Annotated in this window: 16 protein-coding genes; 11 read left to right on the top strand and 5 right to left on the bottom strand. The window is 40.9% G+C overall.

Features of this window, described 5'->3' with window-relative positions; translation table 11 throughout:
• Positions 1-256 precede the first annotated feature (256 nt).
• Entirely contained in the window at positions 257-1,252 is a 996-nt protein-coding gene (locus MSC25_RS11595; RefSeq protein ID WP_248443490.1) for a transposase, read from the bottom strand.
• A 317-nt stretch (positions 1,253-1,569) separates the two neighbouring features.
• Here MSC25_RS11595 and MSC25_RS11590 point away from each other — a divergent pair, with 317 nt between their 5' ends.
• On the top strand, positions 1,570-3,477 hold the full coding sequence (locus MSC25_RS11590) for a tetratricopeptide repeat-containing diguanylate cyclase (protein WP_248443489.1): 1,908 nt from the start codon (positions 1,570-1,572) through the stop codon (positions 3,475-3,477).
• Between the two features lie 10 nt (positions 3,478-3,487).
• Here MSC25_RS11590 and MSC25_RS11585 read toward each other — a convergent pair whose 3' ends face one another.
• The 3 genes from MSC25_RS11585 to MSC25_RS11575 are packed head-to-tail and all read right to left on the bottom strand — an operon-like array spanning position 3,488 to position 4,299.
• Complete coding sequence (locus MSC25_RS11585; protein ID WP_064387059.1) at positions 3,488-3,706, bottom strand: DUF6500 family protein; 219 nt, start codon at positions 3,704-3,706, stop codon at positions 3,488-3,490.
• Positions 3,707-3,732: 26 nt separating this feature from the next.
• A complete protein-coding gene (locus MSC25_RS11580; protein ID WP_248443488.1) occupies positions 3,733-3,990 on the bottom strand; it encodes a hypothetical protein in 258 nt (85 codons plus the stop codon).
• Positions 3,991-4,047: 57 nt separating this feature from the next.
• Positions 4,048-4,299: a hypothetical protein gene (locus MSC25_RS11575; RefSeq protein WP_248443487.1), complete on the bottom strand. Its 252-nt coding sequence runs from the start codon at positions 4,297-4,299 to the stop codon at positions 4,048-4,050.
• Positions 4,300-4,615: 316 nt separating this feature from the next.
• On the opposite strand from MSC25_RS11575, the gene MSC25_RS11570 reads away from it, so the two are divergent.
• Positions 4,616-5,041, top strand: coding sequence for a hemerythrin domain-containing protein (locus MSC25_RS11570; RefSeq protein WP_004589589.1), 426 nt, complete (start codon positions 4,616-4,618; stop codon positions 5,039-5,041).
• An 85-nt stretch (positions 5,042-5,126) separates the two neighbouring features.
• Here MSC25_RS11570 and MSC25_RS11565 read toward each other — a convergent pair whose 3' ends face one another.
• Positions 5,127-5,540, bottom strand: a complete 414-nt coding sequence (locus tag MSC25_RS11565) for a hypothetical protein (RefSeq protein ID WP_004589588.1) — start codon at positions 5,538-5,540, stop codon at positions 5,127-5,129.
• 348 nt (positions 5,541-5,888) lie between these two features.
• On the opposite strand from MSC25_RS11565, the gene MSC25_RS11560 reads away from it, so the two are divergent.
• From MSC25_RS11560 to MSC25_RS11520, 9 genes are all read left to right on the top strand, one after another.
• Positions 5,889-8,243, top strand: a complete 2,355-nt coding sequence (locus MSC25_RS11560; RefSeq protein ID WP_248443486.1) for a TonB-dependent receptor — start codon at positions 5,889-5,891, stop codon at positions 8,241-8,243.
• Positions 8,244-8,259: 16 nt separating this feature from the next.
• Positions 8,260-10,413, top strand: a complete 2,154-nt coding sequence (locus MSC25_RS11555) for a bifunctional TVP38/TMEM64 family protein/FAD-dependent oxidoreductase (RefSeq protein WP_248443484.1) — start codon at positions 8,260-8,262, stop codon at positions 10,411-10,413.
• 1 nt (position 10,414) lies between these two features.
• Positions 10,415-11,233 (top strand): DUF547 domain-containing protein, encoded by an 819-nt coding sequence (locus tag MSC25_RS11550; protein WP_248443483.1) that lies wholly within the window; start codon positions 10,415-10,417, stop codon positions 11,231-11,233.
• Positions 11,220-12,497, top strand: a complete 1,278-nt coding sequence (locus MSC25_RS11545) for an ABC transporter substrate-binding protein (protein WP_248443482.1) — start codon at positions 11,220-11,222, stop codon at positions 12,495-12,497. Before MSC25_RS11550 ends, MSC25_RS11545 begins: the two co-directional genes overlap by 14 nt.
• Positions 12,494-14,248, top strand: a complete 1,755-nt coding sequence (locus MSC25_RS11540; protein ID WP_248443481.1) for an ABC transporter permease subunit — start codon at positions 12,494-12,496, stop codon at positions 14,246-14,248. The genes MSC25_RS11545 and MSC25_RS11540 overlap by 4 nt, the downstream gene beginning before the upstream one ends.
• 22 nt (positions 14,249-14,270) lie before the next feature.
• The gene (locus MSC25_RS11535) at positions 14,271-14,909 is read left to right on the top strand and encodes an ATP-binding cassette domain-containing protein (RefSeq protein ID WP_004589582.1); all 639 of its coding nucleotides are present in this window, start codon (positions 14,271-14,273) and stop codon (positions 14,907-14,909) included.
• A 27-nt stretch (positions 14,910-14,936) separates the two neighbouring features.
• Complete coding sequence (locus tag MSC25_RS11530) at positions 14,937-15,581, top strand: CDP-alcohol phosphatidyltransferase family protein (RefSeq protein ID WP_248443480.1); 645 nt, start codon at positions 14,937-14,939, stop codon at positions 15,579-15,581.
• Entirely contained in the window at positions 15,574-16,365 is a 792-nt protein-coding gene (locus MSC25_RS11525) for a sterol desaturase family protein (RefSeq protein ID WP_248443479.1), read from the top strand. Before MSC25_RS11530 ends, MSC25_RS11525 begins: the two co-directional genes overlap by 8 nt.
• Before the next feature lie 594 nt (positions 16,366-16,959).
• A complete protein-coding gene (locus MSC25_RS11520; protein WP_248443478.1) occupies positions 16,960-19,620 on the top strand; it encodes a glycoside hydrolase family 16 protein in 2,661 nt (886 codons plus the stop codon).
• The last annotated feature ends 51 nt before the right edge of the window (positions 19,621-19,671 follow it).

Below are 19,671 nucleotides of genomic sequence, written 5' to 3'. Positions count from 1 at the left end.
TGAATATTGGGTACCCATGGCACACCTCCTGAACTTATAGTTTAGTAAAGGTGGTGCACTTCGACCTTGAATCTGGCCAATGTAGTAAGAAATATATGGTTAGATTTATATGTTGATTTGAGATGTTGAATGGTAATGGAGATGTTTGAGTTTATATACTTAAGCTTTTTATAATAATCTTATGGCCAATAAGAAACTTCAGGCACAATAAAAGCTCAGCAAAGCTAAGTGACATACTATTTATTTAACGGTTTTATTAGGCTAATAATTTTTTACTATTTGAATAGCTAGGCCTTCGCTTAATAGCTTGATGTTTACAATAACTATCTAATGAACTTACACGCCCCACGGCTCCATGAAAAACATTGCCAAATTCGGTTGTAAGTTTTAACCAGTTCTCTGCCGCTATATTCAAACGTATCAATAATTCAGGTGTTGAATGCGCAATAAAGCCTATTTTATCAGCGCGAATACATCGACCTGTTAATTCAACTAACTCTAAATACGTTTTTAATTCGAATGGTAAACCTTTTGGCATGTATTTTTTAGGCTTTCCTGCAAAGCGTAATAACTGTTTTGGCTGCTTAACTTTTAACGCCTGGTTGCTTTTAAGTGCAATTGATTTTATGCGTTGTTTTACGCTCGTAAAGTGCGAACCCTCAGGTGTTTCAGCCGCTTTGGCGCGTATTGGATTTAAATCTACATATGCCATGCACGCCAACAAAGCAGCTTCATCTAGTAACGCTTGAGATTTAAATCGTCCTTCCCAAAATCGCCCTGTGCAGCCATCTTCTTTGTTAGCTCGCCTTGCAATATTTTCGTTCAATGCTCGCATAAACCAGCTAATACTACTTAAGCGTTCTCGATACAGCTTTAGGCTCTCGTTTAAAAACCAATGTTCGGTAGCAGATAACTTCTCACCACGTATAAATTTATGCGTGATAGCGGTGCCTTTAAAAAGCTTATGCCAACGAATTGCTATTGCTTTGTCGTTTAACCTATTAGCTTTTTTATCATCTACAAACAACACAATATGTGTATGATTACTCATAACTGCATATGCACAAACATCTATACAAAATACCTTTGCAAGGCTGATAAGCTTATCCTCTACCCACCCTCTTCTATGCGCGTAATTTTGTCCTGTAAAAGGGTCTTCACCACACAAATATGCCCGGCGAACACAGCGTGAAATACAGTGATAATATTTTGTATCTGCCAAACTTATTTGGCGCTTACGAGCAATAGCCATAACACAACCCTGTTCATTATTTAAGCTAAAGCGTAGTCCGAGCTTGTGTTTTATACAACTATTATGATGGGTGTCATTATTATTTTATTATTTGTGTTTTGATGGGTGTCAGAGTTATGTTTGTGTTTTGATGGGTGTCATAATTAAGTTTTAGATGGGTGTCATCATTATTTTAATAATGCTTTTCGTACTTATTTACTAGAAATTGAACTTTCAAAAGGATGTGGTGGTGTATTCCCAATAAAGTATTAACTTGTTATTTACAAGCAATGCTATAGTTAGTTATATCGTTTTAGGTGTTGATTCAGTAAAAATAAATGACGAACAATATAATAATAAAAATCAATATGGTGTGGTTTCGCTTTTTTGTGCTCCTGTTATTTTTACTAACAAGTAGTGCTACATTTGCTAATAGCTCTTCACTAACTTCACCTGATATAAAATCAATCCAAAGCCTGCTTAGTGATATTAAAGCCAACAAGCTAGATTACCTTTTACACCAAAAACAACTAACCCACGCTTATAATGTCACTAAACATACAAAGCATAAACAGTTGCACCTTGAAGCGGCTGCCTTATATTCAGAGCTACTTTTTCGACAAGAACAATACACCGCGCTAAGTACCCATTTGCTAATGTATTTAAAGAGTACTGAGCTTGTAACATATAAAAACAGTCACCTACTATTTTTAGAGGCTCAGCTTAAGCTTTTCGCAATTAACAAAGAGTTAAGTAATGCGCAATCGCTTGCTAATCAACTGCAAACGCAGCTAAAACAGCTTTCTCCTAACGAACAAATCATTGTTTTTCGGGCTATAGCCTATTACTACACCGAAACCGACGAACTTAAAAAAACGCTAAGTGCAGCGTTAACAGGTTTAGAGCTTGCTATAAAAGAAGAAGACATAGCCTCGCAGGGCTACTTTTTTAGAAAAATTGCCGACGCTTACAACTACCTCTACAAAGATGATAAAGAAAAAGCCATTTATTATGCCCAAAAAGCGGTAGATGCCTACGAGCAAACAAGCGACGGCCTATTTACTGCTAAAGCTTATTGGAGTTTAGGGAACGTATTACTTGAGGTCGGTCAGCCTAAAAACGCGCTTGTATACTTAAATAAAGCGCTGGCTTATTTTAGCAAAGTTAATATGAAAAAAGGTTTAGCCTTCGCTCAATATTCTATTGCAAATATTCAATACCTGCAGGGTAATTACGATACAGCTTTAATGCTTACAAACAAAAATATTGCACTTGCAAGCTCTGCCGGCATTAATGACATGCATTTAGCATCAATGATTTTATTATCAGACATCTACACAAAGCAAAATTTATTAAATAAAGCCAACCAGGTAAACGACGAAGTATTTTTAAACCTAGATAAATTTAGCCGCAGCATTTATAAGGCTGATTTTTTAAGCAAACGCTATAAATTAAAGCGCCAGCTTAACTTCACCGAAGATGCATTTAAAGCAATTGAAGATGAGCTTGCTTATACAATAAAACACTACGAAGCCACCAGCGAAACCAATATAAAAACCTTGCAGGTTAAATTTGAAGTAAAAGAAAAAGAAGACAAAATTTTACAGCTAGAATACGAAAAAGACATAAACAAACTGCAGGCTACAGAAGAACACCAGCAAAAAATAATTTGGCGCTTAAGTGCTTCAATTGCCTTTATTTTAGTCATCGTGTCGCTATTTTTATTTTACCGCCAAATGCGCCAACGTAAAAAATACCATGCTATAGCATTAACCGACTACCTAACTAACAGCTTAAACCGACGTGGCATTTTGCAAAAAGCAAATGAGTGTTTATCCCAGCAGAGCCTAGCAATAGCCATCGTTGATTTAGATTACTTTAAAGCTATTAACGACAAATATGGCCACGATATAGGAGATTTAGTACTTATAAAATTTGCTCAAGCAGCAAAAGACACACTAAGTACTAACGATAAGTTTGGCCGCTATGGCGGCGAAGAGTGGCTATTTGTTTTAAAAACGCAAAATCGCGATAAAATAAACAACTTTTTTGAAAATCTTGAAAATAAGTTAGCGCAGTACTGTAGTCATATTGAGGCATTGCCAAGTAAAACACACGTTACCTTTAGTGCTGGCGTGGCAATAAGTAATGCTAAAAGCGACTCACTTAGCGAGCTAATTAAACGTGCAGACCAACAACTTTATAAAGCAAAAGAAAATGGCAGAAACCAAATAGCAATCGCGTAAATATACGTTATTAGTCACCTTCAATAATCATTTGTTTTATTTTTATCGCTTTTTCAAAGTGATCTAACTTATGGATGTGTATCCACCACGTAGCGGCTTGCATCAGCAGCTCTGGATTGTCGTTTTTATTTGCGAAAAAAGCGTAAAAAGAAAGGCCTACGTTTTCGCCTTTGGCTGCTATTTTTTTATCGCATACAGCTATAATTTTTGCTTTTAGTTCTTCCTGCATACATACCTTATTTAATTGTATTTTAATTATCTAAATATACCGTTTAAAAAACTAACAATTAGCTGTAAAAGACTTCTATCAACAATACTATGATTCTCAAACTCTTTATTAGGCGTATTTACTTTTGTAGCTTTGCATTCATTATCTAGCGGCTCATTTTTATGTATATTGGTTTCATAAGCTATATCAGCTTGCTCCATACATTTTGCAGAGCCCGCATAAGGCTTTGCCGCACAGCCAGTTAAAAATATACACAATGAAAATACAATTAAAAACGCTTTCATATTCAATCCTATTTTACGCACCCTTGTGCTTTAAATTATAGCTGTAAGTTTGCTTACTTAGTCGGCTATTAAAACAAGTAGATCAATAAAAAACACACCAACTTCATCAAAAAAAGTGTCGCCTTTAGCATCCTTTTTTATTTGAGCGCTTACACATTCATTGTAAACCTTTGAGCTTGTTTTAGCGCCATTTAGCTCAGTCATTTCTGCCTCTTGTATGCATACACGTCGTTCAGAATGCTCGGCTGTACTACATGCACTTAATAACGCGCACAGTAATAATGCTGTAGTGGGGCTTTTTAAGTTCATCCTTAAACTATCCTAATATCTAAAGTTTTATAAAAATATAGGTAAGGCAAGTATGTACAGCTTGTACCCAAATAATGCGCTACTTTACCACCTCAATAAAATACCCAACCAATAAAAATATGTAAGCTTATGTAGCGTCAAAAGCAATCACCTCTTTTAATCTGAAAAAATTGCAGCTGTTTGTGTGTAAAAGTTACAGAGCAACGCCATCCAAACCAGCCAAAAGTACATTAAAGTCAACTATATCAACATATTAAAATCTGGCACTGCGCTTGCTTTTAAAAGTCTATAAAGCAATTACAGCAAGGAAAGAGTTATGAATATTTTTGAAGCGCTACGTCACGACCACGATAAACAACGCGAGTTAGTAGATGCCCTTATTCAAACGCACGGCGATACGCAGCAGCGCCACAAGCTAATGGACGAGCTAAAAACCGAATTAGAAGATCATGCAAAATTTGAAGAGCGTTATTTTTATAACCCACTTATGTTTGACGATCTAACGCACGAAAAAGCACGCCACAGCGTTGCTGAGCACCATGAAATTGACGAATTAATAGAACAACTTGAAGACACCGAAATGAGCTCATCGGCATGGTTAGTTGCTGCTAAAAAATTGCACCATTTAGTGCATCATCATTTAAGCGAAGAAGAACATGAAGTATTTCAATTAGCGGGTAAAGCCCTAACCGAAGGGCAAAAAGAAAGCCTAGCTAAACAGTACAACGATGCCATGCATTAGTTATTAATTAAACCGACTTCCATACACTCCCTTGTGTACTTATTGGTTATAAGCCGTATGGCTTATAACCATTTTTTTTGCAGTGCTACTTAATGGTAAATTTAACGTCTTGCTCGCGTAACACATAAAGTGCAAAACACGCTGCCCACATTGGCCACGCTGTAAAAAACAATAAGTTATTAAAGCCATCAATATACTGATTATAAGATGAAAGCGTAGAAAGGCCGTGCATTACAAATATAACGCCATACGTAAGTCGCTTTTTAATACCCGCTAAAAAAGCCAACACTAAAATAAGCTGTAACGCCCCCAGTACATAAGCAACCACATCTGTAGAGCCGCTAACACCATAAAAATGCTCAAAAATTCGTGCGCTATGCCCAGGGTTAACAAACTTATCAAACGTCCACATAATCATTACAATAAATACGCCTAGGCGTAGCGAAAAAAGCGACCACTGCAAACGATTTTGAAAGTCAGTACCTGTCGTACCAGTCATAAAATTTCCTTAAAACTAAATAATTTAATGTTGAAACTAGCAAGACCGCTCAACACATATTTTATTTCACCTTAATGTATAATTTTTTAATAAATTCGGTGCCCTGCTTTGCGTTTGTTTGCGTATAAAACCGCTATTTATAAATTACGACCTTATCATGGCAATAACTAACTACAGTATTTGTAAAACAAAAAGATAGTGCCAAAAACTGAATAACGCTTTTGAGCAATGTGCTAAACTTTTAACGTTTCATTCTAAAAAACAAAAAGAATTAATATTTACTGAAAGTTATTCACAAAGCTGCAGGTCTTTATTGCCACATTCACACTAACCAAAATGAGAACCCTTTTGAAACATTCATATTTGGCACTTTTTATAGCCGCTTCACTCACACCTAATTTTTATGCTAATGCGGCACAATCTGCAGCTAATACCGACTCAATTGAACGTATTGAAGTAGCAGGCCAAACTATTAAATCTCAAGGGCTTTCTGTAAAAGATGCCACTATTAACGGCCCCTTCGGCGACAACCTTGCACTGCAAGACATAGCACGCTCAGTAACGCCTATTTCAAGCGAGTTAATAGAGCAACTAAATATTACTACCCTACAAGACGTACTAGCAGTGAGCCCAAACACTTACTCTGCAAGTGGCTTTGGTGCACCCAGCTTACCTACTATTCGTGGCCAACTGGGTGAGCTTTTTCAAGATGGTACACGCCGCCAAGCAGGTAATAATGGCTTTGGCGTGCCGTTATCGTTCAATTCTGTAGAACAGATAGATGTAGTAAAAGGCGCACCGCCGGTTTTATTTGGTTCAAGCCAACGTAACGGTGGTTTTGTAAATCTACATTCTAAAGCTGCCTCTACAGATGAAAGTAAAGGTAAAGTTAAGATCTCAGCGGGGCGATGGGATCAATACAGTGCGCAAGTAGATTACACTGCCCCCATTATAAAAGATAAAGTGGGCCTTAGAGTAAGTTACGAGCACCTTGATGAAGGCAGCTACTACGATTACTCAGGCACTAAAAGCGACAGTTTATTTGCTGCGCTTAGAATTTTGCCGGATGATAAAAGCAGTTGGGATATTAACTTTGAGCTATACCAAGTTGAATTTACCGATAACGCCGGTATTAACCGCCCTACCCAAGCCTTAATTGATGATGGCCTTTATATTACCGGCCAAGGCGTGCAAGCCAATGGCAGTACCGTACCAGCAGCGGGTTCAATTGTTTCGCCTACTGGGCAAGTAAAAATAGATCGTAGCACCGTGCTTACCGACCCTGATAACCAAAACGAAGCAACCACTTATTTAATTCACAGTATTTATAAGCGTGAGCTAAGTGCTAATGCCTCACTTAAAAACATTACGTACTTTCAGCATTTACAGCGTGAAGAAATAGCCCAAAACAGTTTTGTAGAAATTATAGACGGCGCCGATACAGCGCAAAACCGCACTGAGCTTACCTACCGTTGGAATAGTGACCAGCAAACAATTTTTGCTTTTGACGTACGCTATAACAAAGTACTTGGCTACAGCCAATTTACTACCGAGGCCGATTTACCAATTGATTTAACTGGCCCACTTTCAAACCGCCGCATTCCCTTAACCGATGCACAAAAAGCACGTTTAGTAGAGCTAAGCCCAGGTGTATTTGTATCGCCTGGTGGTCAATACGATTTAGATAACGATGGCAGCGGTGACTTTAACTTATCAGACACCACCGACTCACGCTCATGGCAAACAGGGCTTGCCATTCAACAAGACTCAGATTGGGGCGATAAACTTCATACCAGTGTGGGTTACCGCGTTGACTTTTACGATGTAGAAGCAAACGACCCTATTGCACCACAAGGTCAAGTTGCCGCAAGCGACAGCATTAACGAAATACTGCATTCTGGCCAAGTTAGCTTTAATTACAAATTAAATGCCGACTACACCACTTATGGTGCAGCAAGTTATAACGAAGCCACATCAAACAGTATGGCGGGCGGTACATCGCTTGGCAGCGATAACACGATTAGCGCACAAAATTTTGCTACCGAAAACACTTTAGTCGAGTTTGGCTTAAAGTACGCCCCAACCGACAGCGACTGGTACGCTGATGGCGCGGTATTTAGCCAGCGCCGTAGTTTACGTAATCGCGACGGCAGCAATACAGGTATTCGTACTACAGGTTTTGAAAGCCAAGTATTTTACGATGCCTACCCTTATTGGCTAAGTGCGGGTTACAGCTACATAGACGCTCGTTACGACAACTCTGCAAGCAGTCAAGATTCTGCTCAAGTAATCGATGCGTTTGACAATTCACGCCCAGACATTATTGCCGGTACCGGTGTTGGCGCACCAAGTTTTACCGCATTTGCACCTTCAAACCGCCAAGTTCAGGGCATTCCTGAGCAGTCGTTCAGTTTTAACGGAAATTATTCAATTAATTCGAAATGGCAAATGGGTTTTTCAGGTCTATATACAAAGAGTTACCCATTAGACTTTTTAGCAACAGTTAAAATTCGTGATCAATACACGCTAAACGTTAATACTAGCTACGCTTTTACGCCTAGGACTAAGTTGCGATTAGATGTAAACAATGTCACTAATCAAAAAAACTGGCGCCCAGTATTTGAAGGGGGTTACTTTGGTGCAACATTGGCATTTCCTGAACTACCAATAAACGCAAAATTAACACTAACCCATAATTTTTAAGAGCGGTTGAGAGAACATGATTAAAAAACTATTTTTGGTATTGATTGCAGCAGCGGCTATAGGCTTGTTCTTTCACTTTAATTTACACCAGTTACTTACGCTTGAAGGCTTAAAAGGCTCGATGGATCAATTTAGCCAATATAAAGAGCAATCACCATTATTGGTTTTTGGTGGCTTCTTTTTATTATACGTAGTGGTAACGGCTCTCTCATTACCGGGGGCGGCTATATTAACACTGGCTGCAGGTGCGTTATTTGGCTTAGTTGAAGGTTTATTGGTTGCCTCGTTTGCCTCTACGGTAGGTGCTACGCTTGCCTTTTTAGTATCGCGTTACTTACTGCGCGATACAATTAAACAACGTTTTCCTGAGCGCTTAGACGCTATTGACGCGGGCGTTGAAAAAGAAGGTGGCTTTTACTTATTTACGCTTAGATTAGTGCCAGTATTTCCGTTCTTTTTAATTAACTTATTGATGGGTGTTACCGCCATTAAAGCATGGACCTTTTACTGGGTAAGCCAAGTAGGCATGCTGGCGGGTACATTTGTATTTGTAAACGCAGGTACGCAACTTGCGCAAATAGAGAGCTTATCTGGCATTTTATCGCTCGATCTTATTTTATCATTCGCTTTATTGGGTGTGTTCCCTTTTATTGCTAAAGGAATCTTAAACGTGTTTAAAAAGCGTCGCGTATACAAAAATTACACTAAACCTAAAAAGTTCGACCGCAACATGATTGTTATTGGCGCAGGTGCTGGAGGCTTAGTAACAAGCTACATTGCAGCAGCGGTTAAAGCCAAAGTAACGCTAATTGAAGCCGGCGAAATGGGTGGCGACTGTTTAAACTACGGGTGTGTGCCAAGTAAAGCCGTTATTAAAAGTGCTAAAATTGCCGAGCAAATTCGCCACGGTGAACACTACGGCCTTGAAAACATGGCACCGCAGTTTTCGTTTAAAAAAGTAATGGCACGTGTACATAAAGTAATTGCCGACATCGCCCCGCACGACAGCGTTGAGCGCTACACAAACCTAGGCGTAGATGTAGTAAAAGGCTACGGTAAATTATTAGACCCGTGGACTGTAGAAATTAAGCTTAACGACGGTGGCACGCAAACGTTAACAGCTCGCACGATTGTTATTGCCACAGGCGCACGCCCATTTGTACCGCCACTTCCTGGTATTGAAGAAACAGGCTACGTAACAAGCGATACTTTATGGACTAAATTTGCTGAACTTGAAGAAGCCCCTAAAAAGCTTGTTGTACTTGGCGGCGGCCCAATTGGTAGCGAACTTGCACAAAGTTTTGCACGCTTAGGCTCAAATGTTACGCAAATTGAAATGGCAGAGCGTATTATGATCAAAGAAGACCTAGAAGTGTCTACCTTTGCTCACGAAGCGCTTATTGAAAGCGGCGTAAACATTTTAACATCGCATCAGGCACTGCGCTGTGAAGCGCGCGATGGCAAAAAGTTCATTGTAGTAAAACATAACGATACCGAAATCGATATTGAATACGATGAGCTACTATGTGCTGTGGGCCGAAGCGCTCGCCTTAAAGGTTACGGCCTTGAAGAACTCGGTATTGAAACTAATCGTACTGTAGTCACTAACGAATACCTTGAAACGCTTTACCCTAACATTTTTGCCGCTGGCGATATTGTAGGTCCGTATCAGTTTACGCACGTAGCCGCTCATCAGGGTTGGTACGCAGCAGTAAATGGCTTATTTGGTAATCTTAAAAAGTTTAAAGTCGATTACCGTGTTATTCCGTGGACTACGTTTATTGACCCAGAAGTAGCACGTGTTGGCTTAAACGAGCAAGACGCTATTGATAAAGACATTGACTATGAAATCACTCGCTTTGAATTTGAAGAACTAGACCGCGCCATTACCGACAGCGCCACCAAAGGCTTTATTAAAGTAATTACACCAAAAGGCAAAGACAAAATACTCGGTGTTACTGTGGTTTCTGAGCACGCTGGCGATTTAATAGCTGAGTTTGTACTGGCAATGAAACACGGTTTAGGCCTTAACAAAATACTGGGCACTATTCACAGCTACCCTACATGGGCTGAAGGTAATAAGTACGCGGCGGGTGAGTGGAAACGCGCTCACGCACCTGAAAAAGTACTTAACATGCTTGAAAAATACCACACATGGCGCAGAGGCTAATATGTTTAAAACACCTTTAAAAGCGCTATTGTTAGGTAGTGCTTTGCTTGCAACATCGTTTGCAACGTCATTTTCGGCCCAAGCTAAAAATATGCACGAGGGCTGGAACGCATTATTAAACAACCATGTTGTAGCTATTAATCATGGCCACAGCACAGAGGTTGATTATTCAGCAATAAAAGCTAAGCACAGCGAGCTTAAAAGCTATTTAGATTCACTATCGGCTGTTACACAAAATGAGTTTGATACATGGGAAAAACCTAAGCAGCTGGCGTTTTTAATTAACGCATATAACGCCTTTACTGTTGAGCTAATATTAACAAAATACCCAAACCTTAAGTCAATTAAAGATTTAGGCAGTTTTTTTAGCTCACCATGGAGCAAAGAGTTTGTGCCATTACTTGGTAAAACGCGCAGCCTTGATGATATAGAGCATGGTTTAGTACGTGGCAGTGGTAAATACAACGACCCACGTATTCACTTTGCTGTAAATTGCGCAAGTATTGGCTGCCCAGCACTACGTGAAGAAGCCTACACAGCCACTGATTTAGAAAGCCAATTGCAAGCGCAAACGGTGCGTTTTTTATCAGATACAACCCGCAATATAGCGCAAGATAACACGCTAAATGTGTCTTCAATATTTAAGTGGTATGGCGAGGATTTTGAACAAGGTTTTAAAGGCGCCAACACATTGCAGCAGTTTTTTTTGCAATACCCTAAAGCACTAAAACTGGTACCCGCTCAGCAAAAAGCGCTTAAAAATAACGACATGAAAGTTAAGTTTTTAGACTACAACTGGGATTTAAATGCTCGCCAATAAATGTTGGCAAACATTATCGCGATACAGCTTTTGCTGTGTCGCGTTTTGCATTTGCCTTGTTATTAGCTTCAAAAGCCTAGCAAGTACACAACTACAAAGCCGTTGGCAACAAATAGAAAGCTTAGGTAAAAACCAAAGCGTATATTTTTATGCGTGGGGCGGCGATGCGCAAATAAATGCATATATTAAATGGGCTGCGCAGCAAGTAAAAGCCAAATACAACATTAACTTAGTACATGTAAAACTCAGTGATACCAGCGAAGCCGTTAGCCGGGTACTTGCCGAAAAATCAGCAAACAATAACGATAAAGGCAGCGTAGATTTAATTTGGATAAACGGTGCTAACTTTGCCACCATGAGCGAGCACTCATTGTTACTTAAACAATGGGCTAATAAGCTGCCTAATTTTAGCTACACCGACCCTAGCAATAATCCCGCTGTTAATTTTGATTTTGGAATACCCACTAATGGAATGGAAGCTCCTTGGGGCCAAGCATCGCTCACCTTTTACTACGACAGTTTAGCAATTGGCGGCACTGCAAATAACACACTACCAACAACCCTAAACCAATTACTTAGCTGGAGCGCACAAAATCCAGGGCGCTTTAGCTACCCAAAGCCGCCTGACTTTTTAGGCATGAGCTTTTTAAAATACGCGCTTGTTATGCTACATCAACAAAGTAATGACACACTTAAAGCACAGTTAAATCAGCCAGCTACTGCACAAAACACAGCCCAAGTATTAAACCCGTTATGGGATTTTTTAAATAAACTGCACCCAACTCTTTGGCGCGGCGGTAAACACTTTATGCAAAGTGGCGCGCAAATGCGCCGTTTAGTAGGCGACACCGAGCTAAGCATCGCGTTTACGTTTTCAGCACCCGAAGTGCCCGCAGCCGTTAAACGCTATGATTTACCAAAAAGTATTCGCAGTTATGCAATGCAAGATGGCAGTTTAAGTAACACCCACTTTGTAGCCATACCTTATAATGCAAGCCATGCACAAAGTGCGCAGTTAGTGGCTAATTTTTTATTAAGTCCAGAGGCGCAAGCTCAAAAACAAAAAGCGCCTATATGGGGCGATAAAAGCGTACTTATTCAATCAACGCTAGCTCCACAGCAACAAGCTTTATTTAAAACAACGCAACCGCATCCAAGTGCCCTGCCTTTAAATAGTATTAAACGCACGCTAAGTGAGCCTCACCCAAGCTGGGTAAATGCTATTTTGCAAGGTTGGCAAACACGTTTTGGAGTAAGCCAATGAGTGTTGTTTCAAATAAGTTAGCAGCGAGCTCAACGCTTAAACCACATAAAAGCGCCGATATGTTTAGTAAATTAGTTACATTAAGTCCACGCTTTTTACTGGCATTGCTTATTTTACCTGTAATAGGCGGCTTAATTAGCGTGCTATTGCCCGCTTTTGGTTATGCGCCGGTACTTGAGCATACAACACTTGGCCTACATGGCTTTACTATGCTCATGCAAACACCCGGCCTAACACACATGGTTATGCTAAGTGTTGGCAGCGGATTAATAAGTACCTTACTAGCCTTTACCATTACATTAATGATTTTAGCGGCATTTTTTAATAGCCCGTGGCTTAACCGTATTCAGCGTTTATTGAGCCCGATACTGGTAATTCCCCACGCGGCAGCGGCTATAGCGGTTGGTTTTTTAATTGCGCCTTCGGGAATGATCTCGCGTTTAGTATCGCCTTGGTTTAGTGGGTGGGAACTTGCGCCTAACGGCATGTTTCCGCATGACGCGTTTGGTATTAGTATAATTTTAGGCTTAACCCTTAAAGAGCTGCCTTTTTTACTGTTAATGGCGCTAGGTGTGCTTGCCCAACCTGAGCTTGGCAAAAAACTGCGCCAACAACATAAAGTAGCGCTTAATTTAGGCTACTGCCCTATGACTGCTTTTTTTAAAGTAGTATTACCAAGCCTTTACCCATTATTGCGTCTACCTATTCTCGCAGTATTGGCTTATGCCAGTGCAAGTGTAGAAATGCCACTTATTTTGGGGCCAAATACACCACCCACATTGGCTGTAGCTATCATGCACTGGTTTAACGATGTAGATTTAAACCTGCGTATTAAAGCCTCTGCGGGGGCATTATTGCAGCTTGTCCTTACTGGTGGTTTACTAGCTCTTTGGCTTGGCGGCGAAAAAGCGATAAAAGCATTATTTAGTAATTTACTCACCAATGGCGAGCGAGAATATGGTGGCGTTTATTGGCAAAAAATAACAACCGTATTAACGGTATTTGTAATTGGCTTTATTTTGCTTTCGTTAACTGGCTTAATTATGTGGTCGGTTGCCGGATTTTGGCGTTTTCCGGCGGCACTGCCCGAGCAGCTCACGCTACTTCACTTTAAAAGTGCGCTAATGCAAATGCAAAGCCCGCTTTTTAATACCCTTGCTATAGGGCTAGTTACTACGTTATTTGCCATTATTATTACCCTTTTGTGCTTAGAGTCAGAGCAATTAAGTGCCAAACCCATGTCGCGCTTTACCAGCTTAATTATTTATTTACCGCTGCTTGTACCAAGTATTGCGTTTTTATTTGGCCTAGTGTGGCTGCAACAACTAGTAAATAACCAGGCCGCGTTTTTTAATGTGGTATTTACCCATTTATTGTTTGTACTACCGTATGCGTTTTTATCGCTTGCGAGCAGTTATAGGCGCTTAGACCCTCGCTTTGCTCATGTAGCAGCAAGCCTTGGCGCAACGCCCTGCAAAGTATTTTTACAAGTGAAATTACCCCAGTTATTTGCTCCTATTTTAATTGCGGCGGCACTTGGTTTAGCCATTAGCTTTGGCCAATACCTCCCCACGCTTTTAGCCGGTGGCGGGCGCATAGCAACCATCACAACCGAAGCGGTTACCCTTGCTAATGGCGCAAGTAGGCGCACCAGTGCAGTGTATGCCATTATGCAAATGGCATTGCCACTCATTGGCTTTATACTGGCGTGGGTGTTACCTAAGTACTTTTTTAAAAGCGCCCATCGCTAACCCATAAATTAAAAGGTTTTTAATGCAGTCATCTTTAGAGATTAAAAATTGTGAGCTTTATCGTCAAAACCAGCAATTACTTAGCTTAAACGAGCAGGTAAAAGGCGGCGAAATACTCACTGTTATGGGGCCATCAGGCAGTGGTAAATCAAGTTTATTAAACTGGCTTACCGGCACATTACCCAGTGGTTTTAGCGCAAATGGCGAAGTGTGGCTTAACGGCGAAAATATTAATAACTTACCCGCTCATTTACGCCACATAGGCGTGCTTTATCAAGATGCGTTATTATTTTCGCATTTATCGGTAAGCGGTAACATTGCCTTTGCTATGCCTAAAGGCAATAAAAAACAGCGCCTTGAAAAAATAGAGCACGCCCTTGAACAAGTTGGATTAAAAGGCATGGCTAATCGCCACCCCGACAACCTCTCTGGTGGGCAACAAGCACGCGTAGCTTTACTGCGTATGCTATTAAGCGAGCCAAAAGCTATTTTACTTGATGAGCCCTTTAGCAAGCTCGACACCCAATTAAGAGTAGATACGCGCGAGCTGGTATTTAGCCAAATACGCGAGCATAAATTGCCCGCTATTATGGTAACTCACGATCATAGCGATGCAGAGGCTGCAAATGGCAAACTGATCACCTTAAATTTAGCCAAGTAAACGCACAAAAAGCACAAGGCACCAAGCATGTTAGACAAATACATCACCCCAGTAATAAAGCCACTGTTAACCCCTGTTGTAGCGTTAATGCACAAGCGCGGCATAACGCCCGATCAACTTACTGTGGCAGGCTTTTTAATAGGCCTATTAGCTGTACCATTAATTGCGTATGAAATGTGGTACGCAGCGTTAACGGCTATTGCTTTAAATCGTATTTTAGATGGGCTAGATGGCGCATTAGCACGCCATGCAAATTTAAGTTCAAGCGCTGGCGGCTTTTTAGATATTACCCTCGACTTTTTATTTTATGCGGCAATTCCGCTTGGCTTTATTTTGGCAAACCCTGAGCAAAACGCGATTGCAGGTAGCATATTACTGGCCACCTTTATAGGCACTGGCTCAAGCTTTTTAGCCTTTGCCATAGCCGCCGAAAAATTTAAGCTCGAAAAACCTCAGTTTAAATACAAAAGCTTTTACTATTTAAATGGTTTAACCGAAGGCACAGAAACCATCGCGCTGTTTATTGCCTTTTGTATTTGGCCGCAGCACTTTGCCCTAATGGCGAGTATTTTTGCCACTGCGTGCGCTATTACTATTTTTACACGTATACATGGTGGTTATAACACGCTTAAACGCCAAGAAGCTGATGAGGTTAAACAAGCCAATGAGTAATGAAATTTGGTGGCGATTAGGGTTCTTTTTTAGCATTTTGGTTATTATGATGCTGCTAGAATCGCGCATGCCTGCCCGTAAATCGCCGATAAAAAGTACCACTCGGTGGTTGGCCAATTTTGGACTGGTGTTTGCAGCCTCTGTAATTGCTCGCTTAAGTGTGCCAATAGGCTTAACTGCCGTAGCGCTTTATAACCAAGAGCACGGTATCGGTTTATTTAATCAAATAGCCACACCAAGTAGTGTTGCTATTATTTTAAGCATATTACTGCTAGATATAGTTATTTATTGGCAGCACCGGCTGTTTCATCAAGTGCCTATTTTGTGGCGCTTGCACCGTGTGCACCACGCCGATGCCCATGTAGATACCAGCACAGGTTTGCGTTTTCACCCTATCGAAATTGTGCTCAGCATACTTATAAAATTAATTGCCGTTAACGCTTTGGGCGTACCTGCTATTGCTGTATTAATATTTGAAATAGCACTTAATGGATTAGCGCTGTTTAACCACGCCAATATACGTTTACCCAATGCAATAGAAAAACCACTTCGGCTCATATTAATGACCCAAATACTGCACCGTATTCATCATAGCCAGCGCGTGAGCGAAACCAATTCAAACTATGGATTTAGCGTTATTTGGTGGGATAAACTGTTTGGTAGTTACAAAAATGAAGCGCAAAAAGCCGATAACGACATAGATATAGGCTTAAAAGAATACCCTAACCCGCAGCAAAACGCCTCGCTGTGGGGCTTGCTAATTATGCCGTTTAAACGTAAATAAGCTGCCATTTCAAGTGGCTACAATACTATTAAAATAAATAATAAATTAAGGGGTAAATGCGTATTTAAATTTACACATTTACCTTATTAAATCCCGCCAAAGCCTTACTCCCTATAATTTAACCTTTACAAGCTAAGCGCTTTAAAGGGTTTACTAACCTATTGAATGCTATACCACTTTCACTTTTTTAACTTTCGTTTTTTGTAAAAAAGCAAAATTACACGCCATATAGTTAGCCTAATACGGGTAAATCATCGCAATTAGCACTAAACGTAATTGCTGCAGGTCACTTTAATATTTACCGCTTAAGTAAAATATTAATAGATGTATTAAAAATGCAACATTACAAATAATGTAAGCTGTTAAATTTGTTAGCGATTTAGTTAATAACTCCAATTGGTAAACTGGTCTTACCGTAAACTAAATGTAAATAAAACACACAAATATGTTGACCATTTACGTAGTGCGCAATATTATTTGTAAGCGCTTACAAAAACACATGATAAATGTAAGCGCTTACAAAAATAAATATGGTTCTTTTTAATAAGTTTAAACACACATTCTGACAACAATCTGTGAAACCGGGGTTCAGCTATGAACATTGAAAAAACACACATTGCTCGCTTATTGGCTGCTATTTCGTTAGCGTCTTTAGCTGGCTGTGGTGGCGACTCTGCCACAACATCTAATTTTGAAAATATCGACGCTTCTGAGCCAGTTTCAGATTGGCAACTAGTATGGAGCGACGAGTTTGAAGACTCAGCCATTGATACTAATAAGTGGAACTTTGAATTAAACTGCGATGGCGGTGGTAACAACGAAAAACAATGTTACACCGATAACGAAGAAAACGCCTTTATACAAGACGGTGTGTTAAACATTGTTGCCCTACCCGCGACAGAAGGCGCTGAAAAGCCCTACACTTCTGCGCGTTTAAATACCCGTTACAATGCTGATTTTACTTATGGCCGCTTTGAAGTGCGCGCAAAGCTGCCTTCGGGGCAAGGCAGCTGGCCTGCGTTTTGGATGCTACCAACCGATGAAGAATATGGTACATGGCCACGCTCAGGCGAAATTGATGTTTTAGAATCAGTAAACCTAAAAACCGCTGACGAAGATGGCGGTGTTGAATCAAGCATTCATGGCACATTGCATTACGGCCGCGCTTGGCCAGATAACAGCTACACAGGCCAAGAGTACAAATTTCCTGAAGATAGCAACCCAGCAGATGACTTTCATACTTACGCAGTAGAGTGGCAAGAAGGTGAAATACGCTGGTACGTTGATGGCTACCTATATGCCACACAGCGCCAATCAGAAGTATTATATAATTCCAAAGGCGAAGCCGCAGGTTTGAAACATCGCGGTTGGTTTGCAGAGTATTTTGAACAAGGTTCTGGCGAACTAGAAACTCATTGGGATAGCGCTCCTTACGATAAGGACTTTCACTTACTGTTAAATTTAGCAGTAGGCGGCGACTGGCCTGAAAACGTAAATGAGTTAGGCGTAGATGCCAGCGCATTTGAAAACGGCCAAACGTTTGCAATTGACTACGTACGTGTTTATCAATGTGCATCAAACCCAGATACCGGCAAAGGGTGTGAAACTATTCGCCCAGGTTACGATAGCCTAGACGATGCCCTGCTAGAGGGCGAAGCGCCTATTCCTAGCCCGCCATCTACAGGTATTGCTACACCGTTAACTATTTTTGGCGACAGCTTTAACCCTAACTGGCCAGCATGGGATTGTTGTGGTGGCTCTACACCTGCAATTGTAAGTGATGAAGAGCAAGGCGACGTTGTTGAATTTACAATAGGCAGCGAGCCTACAGTGGTTGGCTTTATTAGCCGCGATGCATTTATTACTGACGAAAACGGCGCTGCAACGCCTTTTGATGCATCACCTATGCTAGAAGAAGGCTACGTACGCTTTAAAATGAAAGTAACCAGCGCACCAAGCGTGCCAGACACACCTTGGTTTGTAAAACTTGAAAGCACAGAAGCCTCAACCGATGCTGATATGCCGCTTACAAGTAGCGTTGAAGGCCAAGCACCTGTAGTAGGTCAGTGGCAAACCTATACGTTTTTGCTTTCTGACCTTGCTGACTTAGATTTAGATATCAGCGCAATTGACGTACTTATGGTATTTCCTGAGTGGGGCACGGGCGAAGGCGCAACCTTTTTAATTGACGACGTTGAAATTACACAAGACAACCTAGGCGCATCACCAGAGCTAACTATTTTTGAAGATGAGCAAAACCTAGCATGGCCAATGTGGGATTGTTGTGGTGGCTCAACGCCTATCGAAGTGGTAGATGATGAAGCGCACGGTGTAACCGCTGAATTTAGTATTGGTGCAGAGCCTACAGTAATGGGCTTTAACAGCCGTGTTGAAGTAGGTGGTGCAGGTGAGTCATTTGATGCAAGCAGCATTTTAGATGAAGGCGTTATACAGTTTGACTTAAAAGTAACATCTACCCCTAGCGACCCTTCAACTGCGTGGTTATTTAAAGTAGAGGCAAATGGTGCAACTTCATTTGCAGAACTTGAACTAACGCAAAGTGTTGAAGGTGTAGCGCCAGTGACTGGCGAGTGGCAAACTTATACATTTAAGTTATCAGATCTCGCAGGTGCAGGCCTTGATGTAAGTGCAATTGATGTACTTATGATTTTTCCGGCATGGGGCGCAGGTGAAGGCGCGGTTTACCGTGTAGATAATGTTAAAATTTACAACCCTAATGCAGCGCCCGTTGCCTCTGGTGAGCTAAACGTATTTACAGATACAGTCGCCGATCAGTGGAGCATATGGGATTGCTGTGGTGGTTCAACACCTACTACAGAAACCGACGATGATCAGCACGGCGCAGTGGCTCAGTTTAGCATTGGTGCAACACCTACTGTAATGGGCTTTTTAGCCGATGAAGACGTATCGTTTGATGCATCAGCCCTGTTAGAAAATGGCGTTGTACAGTTTGATTTAAAAGTAATAACAGCACCTTCAAACGTGGATGCACAATGGTTATTTAAAATTGAATCAATTGGCGCTTCAAGCGCAGTAGAGCTGGCATTAACGCAAAGCAATGAAGGGCAAACACCTGTTACAGGCGAATGGCAAACATACACCTTCCCTATTCAGGAACTATTTGATGCGGGCTTAGATATTAGCGCTATAAACGTGCTCATGGTATTTCCTACGTGGGATATGGGCAACGGCGCACTATACCGCATAGATAACGTGATTATCGCGAATCCATAAAAACACACTACAATAGGCGCATGGCGCCTATTGCTACACAACAACATTTTA

The organism is Pseudoalteromonas sp. 1CM17D (assembly GCF_023161805.1).
Lineage (GTDB): Bacteria > Pseudomonadota > Gammaproteobacteria > Enterobacterales > Alteromonadaceae > Pseudoalteromonas > Pseudoalteromonas atlantica.
This window is presented reverse-complemented; position numbering and strand designations above follow the sequence as displayed.